A 22,275-nucleotide genomic window follows, 5' to 3' on the forward strand; every position below is an offset into this window, starting at 1 on the left:
AGTTTTATTTAAGAGTTAAGAGTGTAGAGTTAAGAGTTTTAAATTAAAGTTAGATTATTACTTTAAAATTAAAGGGTGAAAAATTGTAATTAACAGTTTAAACAGCAATTCTTAATTCTTAATTCTTAGCTCTTAAGTGTTTTAGGGAGGGAAAAGATGAGTACATTAGAAAAAAGTGTAGACAAAATCTTTGAAGGTAGAAAGATAAGAGAATACCTAAAAGAAGAGATGGGTTTATCCTCTAGACTTATAAGCGGAGCAGCAATTGATAAAAGAATACTTGTAAATAATAATCCGGTAAGAATGAATTATGTTTTAAAAGAAAATGATAAGATTGTAATCAATTTAAATAAAAAGGAAAGTCAAAATATTGAGCCTGAAAAAATAGATATAGACATAGTTTATGAGGATTCAGAAATAATAGTTGTAAATAAAAGACCTAATATGGTAGTACATCCAACTAAGAGATATCAATCTGGTACTTTAGCAAATGCATTATTATATTATTTTAAAGAAACTAATCAAGATTGTATTGTAAGATTAGTTAGTAGACTTGATATGGATACGTCTGGATTGATCATAATAGCAAAGAATCAATATGCTCATATGGAGTTATCAAAGAATATGCAGGATAATGAAATAGAGAAAAGATACTTAACATTAGTTCATGGGCATATGGAAGAGGTGGAAGGTACTATAGATAAGCCAATTTATAGACCTGAAGTTGAAGGAAACTTAAAAAGAGTTATTGATGATAGAGGACAAAGAAGTATAACTCATTATAAGGTAATAGAAAGATTAGAAAATGCAGACTTAGTAGAATGTTTACTTGAAACAGGAAGAACGCATCAAATTAGAGTACATTTATCTTCATTAGGACATCCGATTTATGGAGATACTTTATATGGGTATGAAGAAGATTCAGAACTAATTTCAAGGCAAGCACTTCATGCATATGGATTAAATTTTAAATCTCCAAAATCAAAGAAATATCTTGAGTTAAGGGCGGAATTACCAACAGATATAGAGAATTTATTATTAGAATTAAGAAAGTAAAATTATAATAATATTTAATAAAAAAATAAGAATTAAGGAATTTTATTAAATCCTTAATTCTTATTTTTTATTGTTAACTAGAAATTATGTTTATTTCTTATATAAGAGCGTCTTGATAAAAAACTCTTCTTACGTCTTTTACTACGAATTATTGATATTAGTATTAAGATAACTATAATGAAAATACCAATTATTCCGGAAATGAAATATTTACTAGAAGTTATTCCATTTACAGTATTTTTAACCATAACTTCAGCTGTATATTCTCTATCTGAATCACTAGCTAATTCAATATCAGAGATTTTCTTTCCATTAACTAAAAGAGAAGCGTTAAATAGAATATCACCTTTCTTAATTGAAGTAGTTGTTAAATCTTTATTATCATATTTTACAGAAGTATTAGGTTTAGTTACATCTTCTCCTTCGCCTATATTAAAAGTATAATAAATATCTTTAGTTGCTACTAAAGGAATAGAAGTAGAACTATCAATAGAATAATCATCTAGCTTATCACCAGTTGATACTATTTTTTCAGTTTTAAAATTTTCAAATCCCCAGTCGAATAATTGTCCAACACTTGTATATAATCCATCTTTATCTGTAGCATTTAAAAAAGCACCAACTATTTCTTGTTGATCTTTTATTGCAGTTGCAGCATAAGAGTGATTAGCAGCAGTTGTATATCCTGTTTTACCACAGTAAGCATATTGATACTTATATGGTGAATTCTCTTTTAGTAAGGGATTATGATTGGTTGCCCATTTTTCGCTTCCGTTTGAATAAGGATGATTTGCATAAAAATAAGATGGAGTTTGTGCAATTCTAACAAAATCAGGATTTTGAGAAGCATATCGCATTATTAATGCCAAGTCATGTGCTGTAGTTAAATGACCATCTTCAGTTAGACCACTTGGATTTTTAAAATTAGTATTTGTTGCTCCTAATTCTTTAGCCTTTTCATTCATAATTTTTGCAAAAGCTTCATTTGATCCTGCAATGTGATCTGCAATTGCTTCAGCACAATCGTTACCAGATTCTAAAAGTAATCCGTAAAGTAGTTCTTCTATTGTATAAACTTCACCTTGTTCAATACCTATAGAAGATCCATCTGCTTTAGGTGGGTTTTCACCTATAGTTACTTCATCTGTAAGTTTACAATTTTCTAATGCAATAATTGCAGTCATGATTTTAGTAGTTGAAGCTGGCATATATTGAACATCAGCATTTTTTTCATAGAGCACTTTTCCAGTAGTGGCATCCATAAGATAAATACCTTCGGAATATAAATTAGGTAGTGCATAGGAGTCTATTTCTTTTACAGTGGTTAATACGATTGTTAGCAAAAATACTAAGGCAAACGTTTTAGATAATAATTTCTTCATATTTCTCTCCCCATAAGTTACATCTTATACATTTTAAGTTTATCAAAAAAGTAATAATAATTCTATAGATAAATTCTGTATAAAAGTTTAGATATGGAATTTTTGTTAATAATTATAAAAGAAAATGTAAGGAGGAAGTAAAATGGATAAATTGAAAAATAAGAAAGTAATAGGCTTATTAGTAGCTTTAGTTGTAATAATAAGCATATCATTATTAACATATAGAAATAATAGTAAAAATGTCTTTAAGGATGAATATATGAAAAACATTTTTATTGATGAAGATAATATCAACTTAGAAAATGAAAATAATAATATCGACTATTCATTAGATTTTAGTGAAGAAAATAATAAAGAAGTGAAAACTGATGTTATTAATAATATAACTAGTGGTTATGATAAAACAATAGTAGTTGAAATCAAGGGTGAAGTAAATAATCCAGATGTGTATACTTTAAAAGAAGGGAGTATAATTAAGGATTTAATTGAAATAGCAGGTGGATTAACAAGTAATGCAGATATTTCTAATATAAATCGAGCTAAAGAAATTAAAAATCATGAATTAATAGTAATTAGAAATATTAATGATATAAATATAGAGGTAGAGAGTATAGAAGCTGAAATAAATCAGGAAAGTGATGATGGAATAATAAATATAAATGATGCAGATTTAAGTAAACTTAAAGAGATTCCAGGGATAGGTGATGTAAAAGCAAATGCTATAATTTTATATAGAGAAGAAAATGGAGGATTTAAATCTATAGAAGAAATAAAGAAAGTTGATGGAATAGGGGAAAAAACTTTTGAAAAAATAAAAAATAGTATAAAATTGTAAATTGTAATGTGAATTTTACATAAATATGCTATTAAATGCTTTTAAAATATAGGGTATTAATGTTATAATTAATAAGATTTAGGAAAACATAATATTAAATGAGTAATTATGTAGGGGGTAAAAACATGAAGAAGAAAGCTATATCTTTAGCATTAGTTGCAATATTAGCTATTAGTGCGGTAGGATGCTCAAGTAACAACAATGAGGCAAAGACATCAGAGGAAAATAAGACAACAGTTGAAAATGTAGATATACTTCCAGGAAAATGGTCAGAAGATTATACTAGAGATGAAGTTAAAGAATTATATAAAAAATCATTAGCAAGTGTTGAATCAACTGCTAAAGGATATTCATTAGATTATGATGTTACAGAAGATGAAATAAAAGAAGAAAATGGCGAGTCAGTTAATGATAGTTATGTATATTTTGATATTCCAGAGGCAGAAAGATTAGAAAGTTTATATTTTGGATTTAAACAATATGGTTCAGATTTAGCTAATGGAAAATTAGAAATGAAATTAGGGTATAAGTTAGATAAAAAGACTATATTAGAGGGTGGAAAATTTGAGTTTGAAAATCTATCGTTAGCATCTTTTTCACAAGCTTTTACTGGTGATTATGAAAGAGATTATACTGAATTAGACAAACAAATATATGATGCAATTAAAAATGGTACAGAAGAGGGTATACAAACTATAACTAATAATGTTGATGGTTTGAAAGAAACGGTAACAATAACAGAGGACTTTTTACTTTATAAATTAGAGAGTAGAGTATATAACTTTAAGTAAATAATAAAGCTTTAATTATATAAATATAAATTCTATGGAGGTAGAAATGGTAGATAACAATGAAGAAAAGCTAGATAATAACTCTGATTTAATTGAAAAAAATGACGAGTTTGTATCAGAAGAAGCTTTAGAAGAGGCAGAGGTATATTTAGCTGAAGAAGAGGCTGCAGAGGCTAAGGAATTTATAAGAGATGAAGAAATAAAAAATGATGGTAAATTACTTCATTACACAAAAGTTATTTTAAGTGGGATTTTAGATCAAATATTTGTTATAGGTTTAGCATTAGTGCTATTTGGAGTATTTGATTTAGCTTTAAGGGCATTTGGATATAGAGTTGCTTTAAGAGAAGAAGTATTTGGTATTATTTATGTAATAAGTAATATATTATATTATCCAATATTACAAGAAATTTTACATGGAAAAACTTTAGGGAAAAAATTCATCTTTAGATAATTTAAGAGACACCTTTATAATAATTTTATAGAGGTGTTTTTTATTTTTGTTTTAAGGTATAATATAATAGGCGATAATAAAAGTATAAATTTAAATAAGTATATATAAGTAATTAATTTTTATAGATTGGAGCGTAAGATGAAAAGAGGAAGTCAATTAACATTAAAAATAAACAATATGAAGTTTCCTTCAACAGGAATATCAGAGTGTGAGGGGAAAAAAATCTATGTAAAAGGTGCTTTTCCTGGGCAAACAGTAAAGGCTACTGTTAAGAAAAATAGAGATGGATATGCAGAAGCTAAACTTGTAGAAGTTATTGAAAAAGCTGGATATGAAATTGAAGCACCATGTCCTCATTTTGGAGTATGTGGAGGATGTAGTTCTCAAAATTTAACTTATGAAAAACAATTAGAATTATTAAGTGATGAAATTTGTGAGCTTTTTGAAGAAAAAGATTTACCTATGGGAATGTACCTTGGAGTTAAAGGTAGTGAAAATACATGGGAATACAGAAATAAGATGGAATTCACTTTTGGAGACTTAGAAAAAGGTGGAGAACTTACTTTAGGTATGCATATGAAAGGAAAGTCTTTTGGAGTATTAACAGTAGATAGATGTATGATAGTAGATGAAGACTTTAGAACTGTTTTAAAAACAACAGTAGATTACTTTAGAAGTACTGGATTACCATACTATAGAGTAATGAGAAGAGAAGGATATTTAAGACACTTAGTTATTAGAAAAGCAACTAATACTGGTGAACTTATGGTTAACTTAGTAACTACAACTCAAGTTGATTTTGATTTAACAGAGTATACTGAATTACTTAAATCTAAAAACTATAAAGGTGAATTAGTATCTATATTACATACAGAAAATAATTCTTTATCTGATGCAGTTATACCAGAAAAGGTTAATGTATTATATGGTAGAGATTACATAGTTGAAAACTTACTTGGACTTAAGTTTAAAATATCACCATTTTCATTCTTCCAAACTAACTCTAAGGGAGCAGAATCTCTTTATAGCTTAGTTAGAGACTTTATGGGAGATGGTGAAAACAAGGTTGTATTTGACCTTTACTGTGGAACAGGTACAATTGGTCAAATAGCAGCACCTAATGCTAAAAAGGTTGTTGGACTTGAGCTTATAGAAGAAGCTGTTGAAGCAGCTAAGGAAAATGCTAAGCTTAATGGATTAAATAACTGTGAGTTTATAGCTGGTGACGTTGCTGAAACTATTAAGAAAGTTAAGGATAAACCAGACATAATCATCTTAGATCCACCAAGAAGTGGTGTTTCTCCAAAGGCTTTAGATTATGTAATTAGATTTAATGCACCAGAAATAATTTATGTTTCTTGTAATCCTAAGACTATGGTTGATAACTTAGATGTATTATTAGCTCATGGATATAAGGTTGATAAGAGTACAGTTAAAGATATGTTCCCAAATACACCTCATGCTGAGACGGTTGTTAGATTAACTAAGTAATATAGGCATTTGTAAGATTTTATCTCTTTCAAATGATGTTAGATTTATGTTAAGAGCACTAACTGGATTAATAATATTTATATTGAAATAAATTAGAAAAAATCTAATTTCTAAATAATTTAGAAATTAGATTTTTTTTGTAGTAATAACTATTGACTCTATAGTTACTATAGACTTTATTATGATTAGAGAAACAAAATATGGAGGGAAAATCATGATAAAAGAATTTTTAAAATATGCAGTTCCTTCAGCCTTAGCCATGTTTGTTTCATCACTATATACAATAATTGATGGAATTTTTGTTGGACAAGGGGTTGGAGATTCTGCCTTAGCAGCAGTTAATATAGTTATGCCTTTTACTATAATGTTATTTGGAATTGCTACTATGTTTGCAGTTGGTGGTGGAGATCTTGTGTCTAAAAATATAGGAAGTAATAATAAAGAAAAGGCAGTAGAGATATTTAGACAAGTATTTAAGTTCTTATTAATTTTAAGTATATGTATAAGTTTAATAGCTGTAATATTTTCAAAAAATATAGTAAAACTACTAGGAGCTACAGATAGCTTAATTCCATTAGCTTCAACTTATTTAAGATATTATAGTTTATTTTGTATTCCTAATTTAATTGGAATCGCTTTAAATAGTTTTGTTAGAAATGATAGTAGACCAAAGCTGGCAATGATAGCAACTTTATCAGGAGCTATAACTAATATAATTTTAGATTATATATTTATATTTCCATTAGGTCTTGGAATAAAAGGTGCAGCAATTGCAACAGGGCTTGGACAATTAGTAACTATAGGTATACTACTACCTCACTTCATAATGAAGAAGGGTATATTAACTTTTGGAAATGTTAAATTAGAAAAGAAAATAATAAAGAAGTTTATAAATATAGGCTTTCCATCTTTTTTTGCAGAAGTAAGTTTTTCTATAATAATATTCTTTATGAATTTAGCATTAGTTAATTACGGTGGAGAAACTTCTTTATCGGCATTTGCGATAATTAACTATATAACAACTAATATTTATATGGTATTACTAGGATTATCTATTGGGGTTCAACCATTATTAAGCTATAACTATGGTGCACGAAGATCAAAGAAAATGTTAGACTTCTATTCTATAACAATAAAAGCAGTAATTATAATAAATATAGTATTTATTGCTATATGTTGTATATTTGGTAAAGGGATGATATCAATATTTACTTCAGATTCTAGAATAGTTGATATTGCATATATAGGTTTAATTTTATCAACATTTGGATATTTTATGGTAGGATTTAATTTAACAAGTACAGTTTATTATAAAGCAATAAATATGCCTAGAATTTCAAATATTTTCTGCTTAAGTAGAAGTCTAATATTACTTCCTATATCATTATTCATTTTATCGAAGCTATTTGGTATTAATGGTATATGGATCACATTATTTGTTTCAGAATTAATAACATTTATAATATTAAGATATTCTATTAATATTAATGCTTATACTATAAAAGCTATTGAAAATGTAATTAACTTAGGAGATTTTTAGTATGGAAACTTATTTTTCTGTTGGGGAAATATCTAAATTAACTAATGTTCCAATTCAAACATTAAGATATTATGATAAAATGGGCCTACTTAAACCAGCATATATTAATAAGCAAAATAATTATAGGTATTATTCAATAAATCAATTTATAAAGATTGATTTATTGAAACAATGTAAGCTTATAGGATTATCATTAAAAGAAATAGAAGAATTATTAAAGGATGAGATAACTTCTGATTCTATGATTAAAATAATTGATAAACAGAGAAAAGTATTAGATGAAAAAATTAAGGAAATGGAATCTATTAAGGCATATATTAATTTTTTAGAAGGTAGAATAGAGGAAAGTAAAAAAGTAAGCGAAAATGAAATATTCATTAAAGAAAATAATGAAAGAGTAGTTAGGAAATATAACTGTGAAATAAAAAATCAAAAAGACTTAGAACTTAATTTAAGAAGAGTTTTGCTTGATGCAGAAAAAGATAACTGCATAATGAATTATGAAATAGTATTTGAAGCTCCATTAGAACTAATAAAAAAAGAAAACAGAACAGAGTATACGGCAATAATGCTTTATAATAATGAAAAGTTGGAGAAAAATACAAGGAATGTTATATTACCAAGGGGTAAGTATCTTACAATGTATTATGATGATAGAAATGAAAATAGTTTTAAATATTACAAGAAGATGTTGGATTATATTGAGGCAAATAATATAGAAACAATAGGATGCTTTAATGAGTTTTCAATACTATCAAGAATAAATTCAAAGGAAGTAGAAAAATCTATAGTTCAATTAGAGATACAAATTAGATGATATTTATAGGAGTAATCGCTTAGAATAATAGTGGTTACTCCTATTTATAATATAAATAAAAAAATGCCTACAATAGATGTAAATCTTATAAATATGAATAATTTAGTTAGGTTTATGGAATATGATGAGTAAAATCAAATAAATAAATTTGTTGTTTTAGAAGGAAGGATGCCTGAAAACCCAGGAGAGATTGCTTTAGATGAAAGAGCCTTTAGATTAAATGAGAATTTAAAGATTGGTAATAGTTATATAAATTGTTTAGGAAATATTGTATCGGTACTACTAGTATTTTTCTTCTTAGTAGCAATATTAATTTGTTTAACTACAATGACAAGAATGGTAGAAGAAAATAGGTTAGAGATAGGTACGCTGAAAGCTTTAGGATATAATGATTTAGAAATATCATGGAAGTATATAATATATGCTTCATTATATATCAATTGAAAGTTATATATTTTCAGACTTATTAACAATAAGTTTCTCACTTATTGTTATGATTTTAATGCATATAAAACTAAAAAAGGTTAATATGATTGATGCACTAAAATCTAATGAATAAATAATTAGCTAGATAACAAAATTTGTATTGATATCTATTAAGTAAGAATCAGTTACAAGATAGTTATCTAGCTTTTTTATTAAATATATAAAATACTTAATGCTATAAGAAATTGCCCAATATAATAAGCAGTCAAATTAAAGCCATTAATAATTTTAGGACAATCTTTATAAAGTAATATAAATGATAGTAGATAGTCAGATAATAAAAATAAAATTGCACCGCATATTAGTAGTATTATTACAGGTAAATTTAATGAAGTAATAGTTATAAGAGAAATGGATTTGCAAACCATGAAGCTTATTATTAAGCAATATATACTAGCAGGTAACAAAGATTTGTTAAAATTGATTTTTTTATTACACTTTAAGGTTGATAATAAAATAAATGATAGAAATATAGCAAAAATGAAATCTCTAATGTGAAGCTCAGATATACTTATAAAGCATAATGAATATAATATATGGGTAATTCCAAAGCTAATTCCACCACTTATTAGTAAAGTATTTTTAGCGTGTGGTTTTTTATAATTGATTCCTAAAAGTATATCTCCTAAGAAAGAAAATATTAAACCAATGAAAATAAAAAGAAAATATTTTAAATTGTTAGGATTACTTAAGTAAGAAAATAAAGCTATAAGTAAGAAGCATAAGCTAGTAAAAAATTTAGAAATTAATCTAAAATTAGAATCAGAAGTTAAGGTGAAATAAATTAATATTCCTAAACAAGAAAGACCTAATAATAAACATATATAAATTCCCATAAGCAACTCCAATAATAAATTTACTATTTATTATTATATTAAGCTTGTATCAATACTATTGATACAATTAGTTAATGAATTTGTAGTAGGAAAATAGGTCAAACTATCTATAATAATATTATTTATCAAGAAGAATTGTTATGTATATACAAAAGATGCCTGAAATTAATTTTGGGGAGGAAAATGGGAGAAAGTAAGAGAACATTACAAAGATAAATTTAATAATAATTATAGTCAGAAGGTAGTTGATATAGTAACATACTCTTATTTTAAAGATGGAATGACACTTTTCCAAGAAAAATTAAGTGTGAAAGCGCTAGGGATATAGATGAAATAGAGTTTTTTAGAAATATTATATATAAATAAATATAACTTTTAATAAAAAGAAGTGATAAAACACTTCTTTTTTTATGTTAAAAATATTAAATATAAAAATATTTTAATATATAAGTAAAGGTTTAGATGACATTATTCCAATAAAAAGTTTAAAAATTTCCCGGGAAAAGGCAGAGGTTTTAAGGGTTTAAGTTATATTATGTCGTAATCTATTATTTGACATAGAGTACACTCTAGCACTTATAATGAAATTGCAGGAGGGATAAAATGGAATATTTGATAAAAGATGCATCTAAAAAACTTAATATTTCAATATATACTCTTAGATATTATGACAAGGAAGGATTAACTCCCTTTGTTAAAAAGGATGAAAATGGCGTAAGAAAATATACAGATGAGGATTTAGAATGGATAAGAATGCTTATAAATCTTAGAGATATTGATATGCCAATTTCTAATATTAAGGAATATATAGAATTATACTTAAAAGGTGATGAGACTATAGAGCAAAGAAGAGACCTAATGTGTAGATATAGAGAATATATAAAGAAAAAGGTTGAAGATACGATAAGTAGCCTAGAAATGGCTACAGAAAAATTAAGAAATTATGATTCTGTAGTTGCGGATATATTAGATGATACAAATTTATTTGAAAATAAAAAAATATATAATAAGTAAATTTTGGCCAAAGTTTCACTAAGTGAGAGGTGTAAATTGATAAAAAGATTAATAGTTGGTGGGGTAGTTTGTTTTGCAGCAACAGAAACAGCAATAGCTTCATATTTATTAAAAAGAACTCTTATAAGGAGTAGGGCTGATGTTGAAAGAACTAAAAAGATGTCAGGAACAAATTGGGTTAAATATATTACTGAAATACAGAAGAAAAAAGAGTGGCTTATGAAGCAAGAACATGAAGATGTATATATAAAATCAAATGATAATTTAAAGCTACACGGAATATTATTTCATAAAAGATCTTCAAAAAGGATAGTTATTTGTTTACATGGATATTCAAGTAAGGGAGGAACAAGTGATTATACTGCTATATCTAAATTTTATTTAGATAGGGACTTTAATATTCTTATGATAGATGCTAGAGCACATGGAGCTAGTGAAGGTAAATATATTGGGTTTGGATGTTTAGATAGGAATGATCTTATGAAATGGATACAATATGTCATAAATTTATTAGGTGATGATTGTGAGATATTATTACATGGTACATCTATGGGCGGAGCAACTGTACTAATGGCATCGGGATTAGAGCTTCCTACTAATATAAAAGGAATAATTTCTGATTGTGCATTTACTTCACCTGCAGACATATTTACTAATGTATTAAAAAATATGTATCACATATATCCTTATCCTATTATAAACATAGCAAGCGTAATTAGTAAAAAGATAGCAGGTTATGGATTAGACCAATGTAATTCAGCTGAAGAGGTAAAGAAAGCGAAGACTCCAATATTATTAATTCATGGAGATAATGATACCTTTGTTCCATGCTGTATGAGTGAGGAAATATATGAAAACTGTGCCTCACCAAAAGCTTTATTTATAGTCAAGGGAGCTGGACATGCTGAATCTTATTATAAGGATACACAAGAATATCAAAAGAAAGTTGATGATTTTATAAAGAGATATTTTTCTAATAGGGAAGTGAAAATTAATTTTTAAGGAAATAGATAATAAAAGATTATATCCATTAACAGCAGCACAAAGATTACATTTTTTTACTTTAAAGTATTGTCCTAAAAAGCAAGTATTAAATATAGGAACAAGTTTAACTATAAATGAAGATATTAATTTTAATATCTTAAAAGAATCTATATATGAAGCATATTCTAGATGTGAGTCAATGAGACTTAGGTTTGTTAGTGATTCAGAAGGAAATGTGATGCAATATGTAGCCGATAAAGATGATAAGTTACCAGTAAATGACGTATGTAATATTATAGAAAGGTTTGATGCCGAAGTATTAATATATGATAATAATAGATTAGATGTTGCAGAAGTTGTAAAAAGTAAATGTCCTAAAATAAAGTTTATAGTTTCAATGTCAGAAAAGTCTAATCCTGATTTTGCTTTATCCTTAAATGAGCTAATGCAAGAAAATAAAGGGGATTTTTATATAGATATCGATAATGAAAAGTTATGTACAATATTATTTACTTCGGTAACTACAGGAAAAAGTAAGGGGGTAATGCTTAATCATAGGAATCTTACTGATAATGTAACTTCAGTTGATATGAAGCTTAAGCCAGGAACAGTTTCAATGACAGTATTACCTATAAATCATGTTTTTTGCTTTACGATGGATATATTAAAGGGAATATATTGTGGTCTATGTATATGTATAAATGATTCTATGATAAGAGTATCTAAAAATTTGAAGTTATTTAAGCCAGAGATTATGTGTCTTGTTCCAATGGTAATTGAAGGTTTATATAATAAGCTTATAGATGGAAGTGTTATATTGCCTAAGAAACTTGTGGCAAAAGCTGCGTTAGGAGGAAATCTAAAAAAAATTTTTAGTGGAGGAGCATATTTAAATCCTAAATTTATTGATGGTTTTAAAGAGTTTGGAATAGATATAATACAAGGTTATGGTATGACAGAGTGTTCGCCTGTAATAAGTACTAACTTACCTGGAAAGATAAAAAAAGAATCAGTAGGACAACTTATATCTAATTGTGAGGCAAAGATTATAGATGAAGAGATTTATGTTAAAGGATCAAGTGTTATGATGGGATATTATAAGATGCCTAAGGAAACAGAAGAAACATTAATTGATGGATATCTTAAAACTGGTGATTTAGGGTATATAGATGATGACAATTATATTTATATAACAGGAAGAAGAAAAAATTTGATAATTTTAGCCAATGGAGAAAATGTATCACCAGAAGAAATTGAAAATGAACTAACAATAAATAGAATGGTAAAAGAAATAATTGTTAGTGAAGAGAGTAATAGAATAAAGGCTGAAATATTCCCTAACTATGATTACTTAAGTAAGAAGAAAATTAAAAATGTTGAAGAAGAAATTAAGAGTATTATTGATAGGTATAATGCTGAAACTCCTATTTATAAAAGAATTACTACTCTTAAAATAAGAGAAACAGAATTTGATAAGACTACATCAAAGAAGATAAAAAGAGAATATGTTAATAAATAATATTATTAAAGGCTGTCTTTAAAAGGCAGCCTTAGTTAATTAGTAGAAATATAAAATACAATTTAACATTATTTTTAATTATATTAATTTATATCATTTACATTGAAATATGCTAACTATATAATTAGGATATTAATTAATAAAATATATTATAAATATATTTTTTAGATTAAGTAAAAGATAAATATATAAACTAAAAAGATAGGGGGAATAGGCATGAAATCATTAAAAATTGCTTGTACCGAAAGAACTAGAAATTATTTTTTCACAGATAGGGAAACTATAGAAGTTGGTACAACTGATTATACTGATGTAGCAGCTGCTGTAGTTAATGAAAGTGATATAGAAAGTATCAATGATATATATGATACAAGATTTGGAATAGCTATATTTGTTTTAGCTGAAACAGATGAAATTAATGATGAAATTAAAAGTAAAGTACATAAGATATTAAATATAAATGAATTAAATGAAGAGATATTTAGTAAGGAAGTAAATAAAGCAGCTGATAAATATGAAGAAGAAATGTTGCCACCATTTTTTGATGTATTAAGTGAATATTCAAGAAGAGGAAATTTACAGTTTGCTTGTCCAGGCCATCAGGGAGGACAATATTTTATGAAGCATCCTGCTGGAAGAGCGATGTATGAGTTTTTTGGTGAAAATATATTTAAATCAGATATATGTAATGCAGATGTTGATTTAGGAGATTTATTAATACATGAGGGGCCAGCAATGTCAGCTCAAACTTATGCAGCAAAAGTATATAATGCCGATAAGACGTATTTTGTAATGAATGGAACAAGTACATCAAATTCTGTTGTAATAAATGCAATAGTATCCCCTGGGGATTTAGTTTTATTTGATAGAAATAATCATAAGTCTATATATAATTCAGCTTTAGTTTCAAGTGCAGGAAAACCTGTATATTTAGAAACATCACGTAATCCTTTTGGGTTTATTGGTGGAATAGATGCTCATTGTTTTGATGAAAAATATTTAAGAAGCGAAGCAGCTAAGGTTGATGATAAAAAAGCTAAAGAAAAGAGACCTTTTAGATTAGCTGTTATTCAGCTTGGGACTTATGATGGAACTATATACAATGCAAGACAAGTAGTTGATAAGATAGGACATCTTTGTGACTATATATTATTTGATTCTGCATGGGTAGGATATGAACAGTTTATTCCAATGATGAGAGATTGCTCACCCTTATTATTAGATTTAAAACCAGAAGATCCAGGAATATTGGTTACACAATCTATTCATAAGCAACAAGCAGGATTTTCACAAACATCTCAAATTCATAAGAAGGATAGCCATCTTAAAGGTCAAAAGCGTTATGTGGATCATAAGAGATTTAATAATGCGTATATGTTATATGCTTCAACAAGTCCATTCTATCCATTATTCGCAGCTTTAGATGTTAATGCAAGAATGCAAGATGGAGAAGCAGGAAGAAAACTTTGGGCTGATTGTATAAAAGTTGGAGTTGAAGCAAGAAAAGATGTTTTAGAAAGATGTGAATTATTAAAGCCATTTATCCCACCAGTAGTTAAGGGAAAGCCATGGCAGGATTTTGATACAGAAGAAATAGCTAATGATATTGAATTCTTTAAGTTCTATCCCGGAGAAAAGTGGCATTCATTTGAAGGCTATGGAGAAAATCAATATTTTGTAGATCCTAATAAATTTATGTTAACAACTCCAGGAATAGATGTAGAAACTGGTGAGTATGAAGAGTTTGGTATACCAGCAACAATACTGGCAAATTACCTAAGGGATCATAGAGTAGTGCCAGAAAAAAATGATCTAAATTCAATATTATTCTTATTAACACCAGCAGAAACTACATCTAAAATGAAAGGGCTTGTAGATCATCTTGTTAGGTTTGAAAATCTTATAAAAGATGATGCGCCATTAAGTGAAGCTTTACCAAGGCTTTATGAGAAGCATGAAGAAAGATATAAAGGTTATACAATAAGAAGACTATGCCAAGAAATGCATGATTTCTATAAGAAAAATGATGCAAAGACTTATCAAAAATTATTATTTAGAAGAGATTCACTACCAGAGTATGTTATGAATCCTAATGAGGCTAATATAGAGCTTAAGAGAAATAATGCTAAGTTAGTACCTTTAAGTGATATTGTTGGAGAAATTGCATTAGAGGGAGCTCTTCCTTATCCACCAGGAGTATTTTGCGTAGTGCCTGGTGAGAGATGGAATATTGTAGCTCAAAAGTACTTCTTAATTTTAGAAGAAGGGATAAATAAATTCCCAGGCTTTGCTCCAGAAATTCAAGGTGTTTACCTTGAAAAAGAGAATAATAAAGTAAGAGCTTATGGATATGTTTTAGATAAGTAAATTTATAATAAAAAGATATAATTATTAAGGATAAACTTCGTTCTATATATTTAGAGCGGAGTTTTTTTGTGAAATTTAAAAGCTGAATTACCATAAAAGTTTTTGTATTAAAATAATGTAATGTTTTTTATAGAAATAAATTAAATTTGATATAAAATATAACTATATACAAAATTTACAAGAGGTGAAAATATGAATAGGGGATTTTATAAGAGAGTACAAGATGAATTAAATAATAATAGGAATATTTATATAGCAACTATTATAAGAGATAAAGAGGACAAGCTATTTGAAAAGAAAATATTAATAGTTAATAATGAAGTAATAAGTGAAAATGAAGATGATATAGATTTTTACAAAAATATTGTGGAAAAAATTAATTTTAATGAATGTGGAAAAATATTAAGGATTAATGAGGAGCTTGAAATTATAATAGAGAATATTATATCAAAACCTAGCCTTGTAATTTGTGGAGGGGGACATATTGCATTATCATTAGCAAGTATGGCAAAAATGTTAGATTTTAACGTTACTGTTATTGATGATAGAGAAGAATTTGCTAACCAGAATAGGTTTCCAGATGTTGATAATATAATCTGTGATAACTTTAATGATGCATTAGATAAAATAGAGTTCAATAGAAATTCATACTTTGTTGTTGTTACAAGAGGGCATAGAGCAGATCAGGATTGTGTTGAAAAGATATTAAAAAATGACTTTAGATATTTGGGTATGATAGGAAGTAAGGCTAAAGTGGCAAATTCAATAAGACAGTTATTAGAAAAGGGATATACTACAGAAGAAATAAATAAAGTAAATGCTCCAATTGGGCTTAATATAGGGGCTAAAACTCCAGCAGAAATATCAGTAAGTATTATGGCACAAATTATTCAAGAAAAGAATAGTAAAAATTTATCTACTATTGATGAAGAAATATTAAATAATATTATTTATGAGGATAGAAAAAAAATATTAGTAAGTATTTTAGATAAAAGAGGATCATCACCAAGAGGTATTGATGCTAAAATGCTTGTTAAAGATGATAGTAGTTTTATTGGAACTATTGGTGGCGGAGTTGTTGAAAATGCAGCTTATGAGAAAGCTTTAGAGTTAATAAAGGAAGAAAAATCACATATAGAAAGTTATGATTTATCAAATTCAGTAGCGGCAAAACTTGGTATGGCATGTGGGGGTACAATAAAGGTATTTTTTGAATATATAAAATAAACACGAAAAATACCTTAAAATTATAGTTTAGATATAAAATAGTTAAAGACAAACTTTTCAATTGAAGTTTGTCTTTAATTTTTGTGTTTATACAAGAAAAGAGTTAAAAAAATAAAAAAAACGAAAAAAGTGTAAAAAAAACTAGAAAAATATACACATAATTCAAAATATATGATAAAATCATCCTGTAAATAAAAACGTACATTTTTCAAATAAAACAAAAATATTGTTCGTAAAAATATTTTGCTATTTATAGGGGGGCATATAATGAAAACTGGAAGTGTTTATGAATTAGAAGGAAGAGTACCTTTAAAACAAGCTATCCCATTGGGGATTCAACATGTATTAGCTATGTTTTTAGGAAATGTATCACCGTTAATAATAGTATGTGGACTTTTAGATATTCCATTAGAAACTAAATCAATGTTGATTCAAAACTCAATGTTTGTAGCAGGTGTTGCAACTTTAATTCAATTATATCCAATTTTAAAGGTTGGAAGCGGTCTGCCTGTTGTTATGGGCACAAGTTCAGGGTTTATAGGTACACAAAAAGCTATAGGAGTTACTTATGGATATTCAGCAATAATGGGAGCTTCATTAGTTGGTGCTTTATTAGAAATAGTTTTAGGATTCTTTATTAAACCATTAAGAAAATTATTTCCACCTATAGTAACAAGCTTAGTCGTTATATCTATAGGACTTTCATTACTTCCTGTAGGAGTAAAGTATTTTGCAGGTGGAGCTGGAGCTGCTGACTTTGGTTCTAAAAATCATTTAATAGTAGGAACAGTAGTAATTTTAGTAATAATAGTGTTACAAAATTTCACAAAAGGGTTTATAAAAACATCAGCAATATTAATAGGAATAATAGTAGGATATATATTATCGATAGTTATGGGAATGGTTGATTTCACAGCTGTAAAAGAAGCAGCATGGATAAGTTTACCTAGACCATTTGTTATGGGATTTGAATTTAGATTAGATGCAATAATTTCAATGGCAATAATGTACATTGCAACTACAGTAGAAACAATAGGAGATATTTCTGCTATTGCAGTAGGTGGTCTTGGAAGAGAAGCTACAGATAAGGAGTTAGCTGGAGGGGTTGTTGCAGATGGTGTTTCAAGTTTTATAGCCGCTTTATTTGGAGTTGCACCAAATACTTCATTTAGCCAAAATGTTGGACTTGTTGCAGTAACTAAGGTTGTAAATAAATTTGTAATTATGACAGGAGCTGTATTTTTAATTTTAGCAGGATTCTTTCCAAAATTAAGTGCAATACTTTCGGTAATGCCACAATCAGTTCTTGGAGGAGCTGCTGTTATTATGTTTGCAATGATATTTGTTAGTGGATTACAATCGTTATTTAGAGAAAAATTAGATTGTAGAAATGGATTAATAGTTGCATTAGCTATAGGGATTGGGGTTGGAATAGGTAATGTTCCAGAAGCTTTAGCGCAATTACCAACTTGGGTTAGTAATATATTTGCACAAAATGGTATAATAATGACATTTGTTATAGCAACTGTATTAAACTTAGTATTACCACAGGATAAAGAAAAAAGTGAACTAGTAAATGTATAAAATTTTTATAAAAAAGGGCTTATATCTAATAATGATATATAGCCCCTTTGTTGAGTTTATAGGAGGAGAATAATTTGTTTACGATTAGAAATTATGTAGTAGCAGAAAGCTTAGAACAAGCATATGAATTAAACCAAAAAAAGAACAATGTTGTTTTAGGGGGAATAGGCTGGCTTAAGATGGGTGGAAGAAATATTCAAAATGCCATTGATTTATCAGCCTTAGGTTTAGATAAAATAGAGGAAGATGAAGAGTGCTTTAAAATAGGATGTATGTGTACATTAAGACAATTAGAAACTGATAAGAACTTAAACTCTTATTTTGATGGAATTATTTCAAAGTCATTAATACATATTGTAGGAGTTCAATTTAGAAATTGCGCCACTATAGGAGGTAGTATTTACTCACGTTTTGGATTTTCTGACATATTAACTTCATTATTAGCATTAGAAACATATGTAGAACTTTTTAATGGTGGAATAATACCATTAACTGAATACAGAGATATGCCTTATGATAATGATATTTTAGTAAGGGTAATAATAAAGAAAGATAATAGAAAAGCAGCTTATTTAACACATAGAAATAGTGCTACGGATATTCCAACTTTAGCAGTTGCAGCTTCTAGAGTAGAGAAGAGATGGAATATTGTAATTGGAGCTAGACCACAAAAGGCTATTAACATAAATGCAGCAGAACTTTTAAGTGAAGTTCCTACACAAAATGAAATTGATGATGTAGTTAATTATGTTATGGAAAATATTAAATTTGATAGTAACATGAGGGGAAGTAAGGAATATAGAAAAATACTAGCAAAAGTATTTATAAATAGAGCAATAAGTGAAATTACAGGAGGAAACTATGGAAATTAAACTATGGATAAACAATAAACTTTTTCAAGATAATGTAGAAGCAGATATGTTATTAATTGATTATGTAAGGAGCAAAGGATTTTTTAGTGTAAAAAGAGGGTGCGAAACTGCAAATTGTGGATTATGTACTGTTCACTTAGATGGAAAACCAGTCTTATCATGTAGTACTCTTGTAATGAAAGCAAATGGAAAAAAGGTAACAACACTTGAAGGGTTACAAGAAGAGGCAGAGGAATTTGGAGCATTTATGGCAGACCAGGGAGCAGAGCAATGTGGTTTCTGTAGTCCAGGATTTGTTATGAATGTATTAGCTATGAAAAAAGAGTTATCAAATCCTACAGAAGATGAAATTAAGCATTATTTAGCGGGCAATCTTTGTAGATGTACAGGATATATGAGCCAATTAAGAGCTATAAAAAACTTCTTAGAAGCTAAAAAGGAGGATTAAATATGAAGTACGTTAATAAAGGTATAAGAAAAAAGGATGCAATGTCATTACTTACAGGGAAGCCAGTTTACACAGATGATATAGCTCCAAGTAACTGTTTAATAGTAAAAGTACTTAGAAGTCCTCATGCACATGCATTAATTGAAGATATTAATATTACAATTGCTAGCAAGGTACCTGGAATAGAGTGTATTTTAACATATAAAGATGTACCGCAAAAAAGATTTACAACAGCAGGACAATCTTATCCAGAACCAAGCCCATATGATAGATTGATTTTAGATAAAAGATTAAGATGTGTTGGAGACCCAGTTGCTATAGTTGCAGGTGAGAATGAAAAAGCAGTTAATAAAGCTTTAAATTTAATAAAAGTTAAATATGAAGTTTTAGATGCCGTTTTAGATTTTAGAGAAGCAATTGATAATGAGGTTATAGTTCATCCAGAAGATGATTTTATTGCATTAAATGATTGGATTAATGTAGATAAAAATAGAAATATATGTTCAAAAGGTGATTTTATCTATGGCGATGTTGAAGAAGAATTGAGTAAATGTGCTCATATTATAGAGCAAACTTATCATACTAAAGCAAATAGCCAAGCTATGATGGAGACTTTTAGAGCATTTACTGAATTAGATACATATGGAAGATTAAATATAACAAGTGCAACTCAAGTTCCATTCCATGTAAGACGTATATTAGCAAATGCATTAGATATACCGAAGTCTAAAATAAGAGTTATTAAGCCAAGAATAGGTGGGGGATTTGGAGCAAAACAAAGTGTTGTTGCAGAAATATTCCCAGCTATAGTTACGATGAAAACAGGAAAGCCAGCAAAAATGGTTTATACTCGTGAAGAAAGTATGACTAATGGTAGTCCGAGACATGAGATGGAAATTAAGGTTAAGGTTGGTGCTGATGAAAAAGGTATAATTAAGGCTATTTATATGTATACTTTATCTAATGCGGGTGCGTATGGAGATCATGGACCAACAACTGTTGGATTGGCTGGTCATAAATCAATGCCTCTTTATAACGGAGCAAAAGCATATAAATTTGAATATGATGTTGTTTATTCAAATACTATGGGAGCAGGAGCCTATAGGGGATATGGAGCTACTCAAGGATTATTTGCATTAGAATCTGCTGTAAATGAATTAGCGGATAAATTAAATATTGATCCTATTAAATTAAGAGAAATGAATATGGTTGCTGAAGGTGAAATAATGCCAGCATACTATAATGAACCTGCAAATAGCTGTGCTTTAGATAGATGTTTATCTAGAGCAAAGGAAATGATAGATTGGGATAATAAATATCCATGTAGAGATATGGGAAATGGAAAAGTAAGATCAGTTGGTGTTGCTATGGCTATGCAAGGTTCAGGTATATCATCAATAGATACAGCAGCAGTTGAGATTAAGCTTAATGATGATGGGTTCTATACATTGATGATTGGTGCAGCTGATATGGGTACAGGCTGTGATACAATATTAGCTCAAATGGCAGCAGATTGTTTAGAATGTGATGTTGATAATATTATAGTTCATGGTGTTGATACAGATCAAAGTCCATATGATACTGGATCTTATGCATCTAGTACAACATATATAACAGGTGGAGCAGTTATAAAAACTTGTGAAAAAATGAAAAAGAGAATTATTGAAGAGGCATCAAAGGCATTAAAATGTCCAGTTGAAAACTTACAGTTTGATGGTGAAAAAGTATTTTCAATAGAAGATGAAAAAGAAATAACATTAATTGATATAGCTAATAATACCTTAGTTGGTGGGTTTAGAACTATAAGTGAAAGTGAATCACATTATTCAGAGGTTTCACCACCTCCGTTTATGGTTGGAATTGTGGAAATAGAAGTAGATAAATTAACTGGAAAAGTTGATATAATTGATTATGTTGCAGTTGTAGATTGTGGAACTGTAGTTAATCCAAATCTAGCAAGAATCCAAGCAGAAGGTGGAATAGCTCAAGGTATTGGGATGGCTCTATATGAGGATATTACTTATACTGAAAAAGGAAAAATGAGAAATGATTCATTCCTTCAATATAAAATACCAACAAGACTTGATGTAGGAAATATAAGAGTAGAATTTGAATCAAGTTATGAACAAACAGGACCATTTGGAGCTAAATCAATAGGAGAAATAGTTATTAATACGCCGTCTCCAGCTTTAGCACATGCAGTATACAATGCAACTAAGGTGAATGTAAGAGCATTACCAATAACTTCAGAGAAAATTGTTATGGGAATGCTTGAATAATATTATGAAGAAAAATAAAAGTTAAGGGCCTAAAGGCCAGTTAAGTTTTTGAACAACGCTTTGCTAGTTCAAAAGGGTAAGAGTTGTCTACGACAACGTTAAGAGACTACGGCTAGTTAAGGAAGAAACTTCTTGTGAAGTTTCTAAAATATATATTTAAACAAATTACGGAGTAATTTCCTTCTTAACTCTTTAACGTTTGCTTTATAAAACACTTACCAGAGTTTAATTAGCAAAAGCTAAATTAAACTCTTTAACTGGCCGAAGGCCTTTAACTAACTAAATTGATTTGC

General features: G+C 28.2%; 18 protein-coding genes and 1 pseudogene. 17 read left to right on the forward strand and 2 right to left on the reverse strand.

Annotation, left to right across the window (positions count from 1 at the left end):
* Positions 1–156: 156 nt before the first annotated feature.
* Entirely contained in the window at positions 157–1,056 is a 900-nt protein-coding gene (locus HCG76_RS02310) for an RluA family pseudouridine synthase (protein ID WP_221698983.1), read from the forward strand.
* 77 nt (positions 1,057–1,133) lie between these two features.
* Here HCG76_RS02310 and HCG76_RS02315 read toward each other — a convergent pair whose 3' ends face one another.
* Entirely contained in the window at positions 1,134–2,438 is a 1,305-nt protein-coding gene (locus tag HCG76_RS02315) for a D-alanyl-D-alanine carboxypeptidase family protein (protein ID WP_221698982.1), read from the reverse strand.
* A gap of 142 nt (positions 2,439–2,580) precedes the next feature.
* On the opposite strand from HCG76_RS02315, the gene HCG76_RS02320 reads away from it, so the two are divergent.
* The 7 genes and pseudogenes from HCG76_RS02320 to HCG76_RS02350 all read left to right on the forward strand — a co-directional run.
* Positions 2,581–3,273 carry a helix-hairpin-helix domain-containing protein gene (locus HCG76_RS02320; RefSeq protein WP_221698981.1) on the forward strand — a complete coding sequence of 231 codons (693 nt, stop codon included), beginning with the start codon at positions 2,581–2,583 and terminating at the stop codon, positions 3,271–3,273.
* A gap of 125 nt (positions 3,274–3,398) precedes the next feature.
* Positions 3,399–4,064, forward strand: coding sequence for a hypothetical protein (locus HCG76_RS02325; RefSeq protein ID WP_221698980.1), 666 nt, complete (start codon positions 3,399–3,401; stop codon positions 4,062–4,064).
* 46 nt (positions 4,065–4,110) lie between these two features.
* Positions 4,111–4,518, forward strand: coding sequence for a hypothetical protein (locus HCG76_RS02330; RefSeq protein WP_221698979.1), 408 nt, complete (start codon positions 4,111–4,113; stop codon positions 4,516–4,518).
* Between the two features lie 138 nt (positions 4,519–4,656).
* Entirely contained in the window at positions 4,657–6,009 is a 1,353-nt protein-coding gene (rlmD, locus tag HCG76_RS02335) for a 23S rRNA (uracil(1939)-C(5))-methyltransferase RlmD (protein ID WP_221698978.1), read from the forward strand.
* Positions 6,010–6,223: 214 nt separating this feature from the next.
* Positions 6,224–7,549, forward strand: a complete 1,326-nt coding sequence (locus HCG76_RS02340; RefSeq protein WP_221698977.1) for an MATE family efflux transporter — start codon at positions 6,224–6,226, stop codon at positions 7,547–7,549.
* A 1-nt stretch (position 7,550) separates the two neighbouring features.
* Positions 7,551–8,366 (forward strand): MerR family transcriptional regulator, encoded by an 816-nt coding sequence (locus HCG76_RS02345; RefSeq protein ID WP_221698976.1) that lies wholly within the window; start codon positions 7,551–7,553, stop codon positions 8,364–8,366.
* A gap of 249 nt (positions 8,367–8,615) precedes the next feature.
* Positions 8,616–8,798: pseudogene (locus HCG76_RS02350) on the forward strand (FtsX-like permease family protein); the annotation flags it as partial.
* A 206-nt stretch (positions 8,799–9,004) separates the two neighbouring features.
* Here the strand turns inward: HCG76_RS02350 and HCG76_RS19460 are convergent.
* Positions 9,005–9,688, reverse strand: a complete 684-nt coding sequence (locus HCG76_RS19460; protein ID WP_221698975.1) for a lysoplasmalogenase — start codon at positions 9,686–9,688, stop codon at positions 9,005–9,007.
* Positions 9,689–10,291: 603 nt separating this feature from the next.
* On the opposite strand from HCG76_RS19460, the gene HCG76_RS02360 reads away from it, so the two are divergent.
* From HCG76_RS02360 to HCG76_RS02405, 9 genes are all read left to right on the forward strand, one after another.
* Positions 10,292–10,702, forward strand: a complete 411-nt coding sequence (locus tag HCG76_RS02360; RefSeq protein ID WP_221698974.1) for a MerR family transcriptional regulator — start codon at positions 10,292–10,294, stop codon at positions 10,700–10,702.
* 36 nt (positions 10,703–10,738) lie between these two features.
* Positions 10,739–11,704 (forward strand): alpha/beta hydrolase, encoded by a 966-nt coding sequence (locus HCG76_RS02365; RefSeq protein ID WP_221698973.1) that lies wholly within the window; start codon positions 10,739–10,741, stop codon positions 11,702–11,704.
* Between the two features lie 4 nt (positions 11,705–11,708).
* On the forward strand, positions 11,709–13,205 hold the full coding sequence (locus HCG76_RS02375; protein ID WP_311776374.1) for an AMP-binding protein: 1,497 nt from the start codon (positions 11,709–11,711) through the stop codon (positions 13,203–13,205).
* A 216-nt stretch (positions 13,206–13,421) separates the two neighbouring features.
* Entirely contained in the window at positions 13,422–15,572 is a 2,151-nt protein-coding gene (gene speC / locus HCG76_RS02380; RefSeq protein WP_221698971.1) for an ornithine decarboxylase, read from the forward strand.
* 192 nt (positions 15,573–15,764) lie between these two features.
* Positions 15,765–16,799 carry an XdhC family protein gene (locus HCG76_RS02385; protein ID WP_221698970.1) on the forward strand — a complete coding sequence of 345 codons (1,035 nt, stop codon included), beginning with the start codon at positions 15,765–15,767 and terminating at the stop codon, positions 16,797–16,799.
* 267 nt (positions 16,800–17,066) lie between these two features.
* Positions 17,067–18,383, forward strand: coding sequence for a uracil-xanthine permease family protein (locus tag HCG76_RS02390; protein WP_221698969.1), 1,317 nt, complete (start codon positions 17,067–17,069; stop codon positions 18,381–18,383).
* A gap of 74 nt (positions 18,384–18,457) precedes the next feature.
* Positions 18,458–19,255: an FAD binding domain-containing protein gene (locus HCG76_RS02395; protein WP_221698968.1), complete on the forward strand. Its 798-nt coding sequence runs from the start codon at positions 18,458–18,460 to the stop codon at positions 19,253–19,255.
* Entirely contained in the window at positions 19,245–19,703 is a 459-nt protein-coding gene (locus HCG76_RS02400; protein WP_221698967.1) for a (2Fe-2S)-binding protein, read from the forward strand. Before HCG76_RS02395 ends, HCG76_RS02400 begins: the two co-directional genes overlap by 11 nt.
* Positions 19,704–19,705: 2 nt before the next feature.
* A complete protein-coding gene (locus HCG76_RS02405) occupies positions 19,706–21,982 on the forward strand; it encodes a xanthine dehydrogenase family protein molybdopterin-binding subunit (RefSeq protein WP_221698966.1) in 2,277 nt (758 codons plus the stop codon).
* Positions 21,983–22,275 lie beyond the last annotated feature (293 nt).

The sequence above is a fragment of the Clostridium sp. K13 genome (assembly GCF_019734195.1).
Classification (GTDB): domain Bacteria; phylum Bacillota; class Clostridia; order Clostridiales; family Clostridiaceae; genus Clostridium.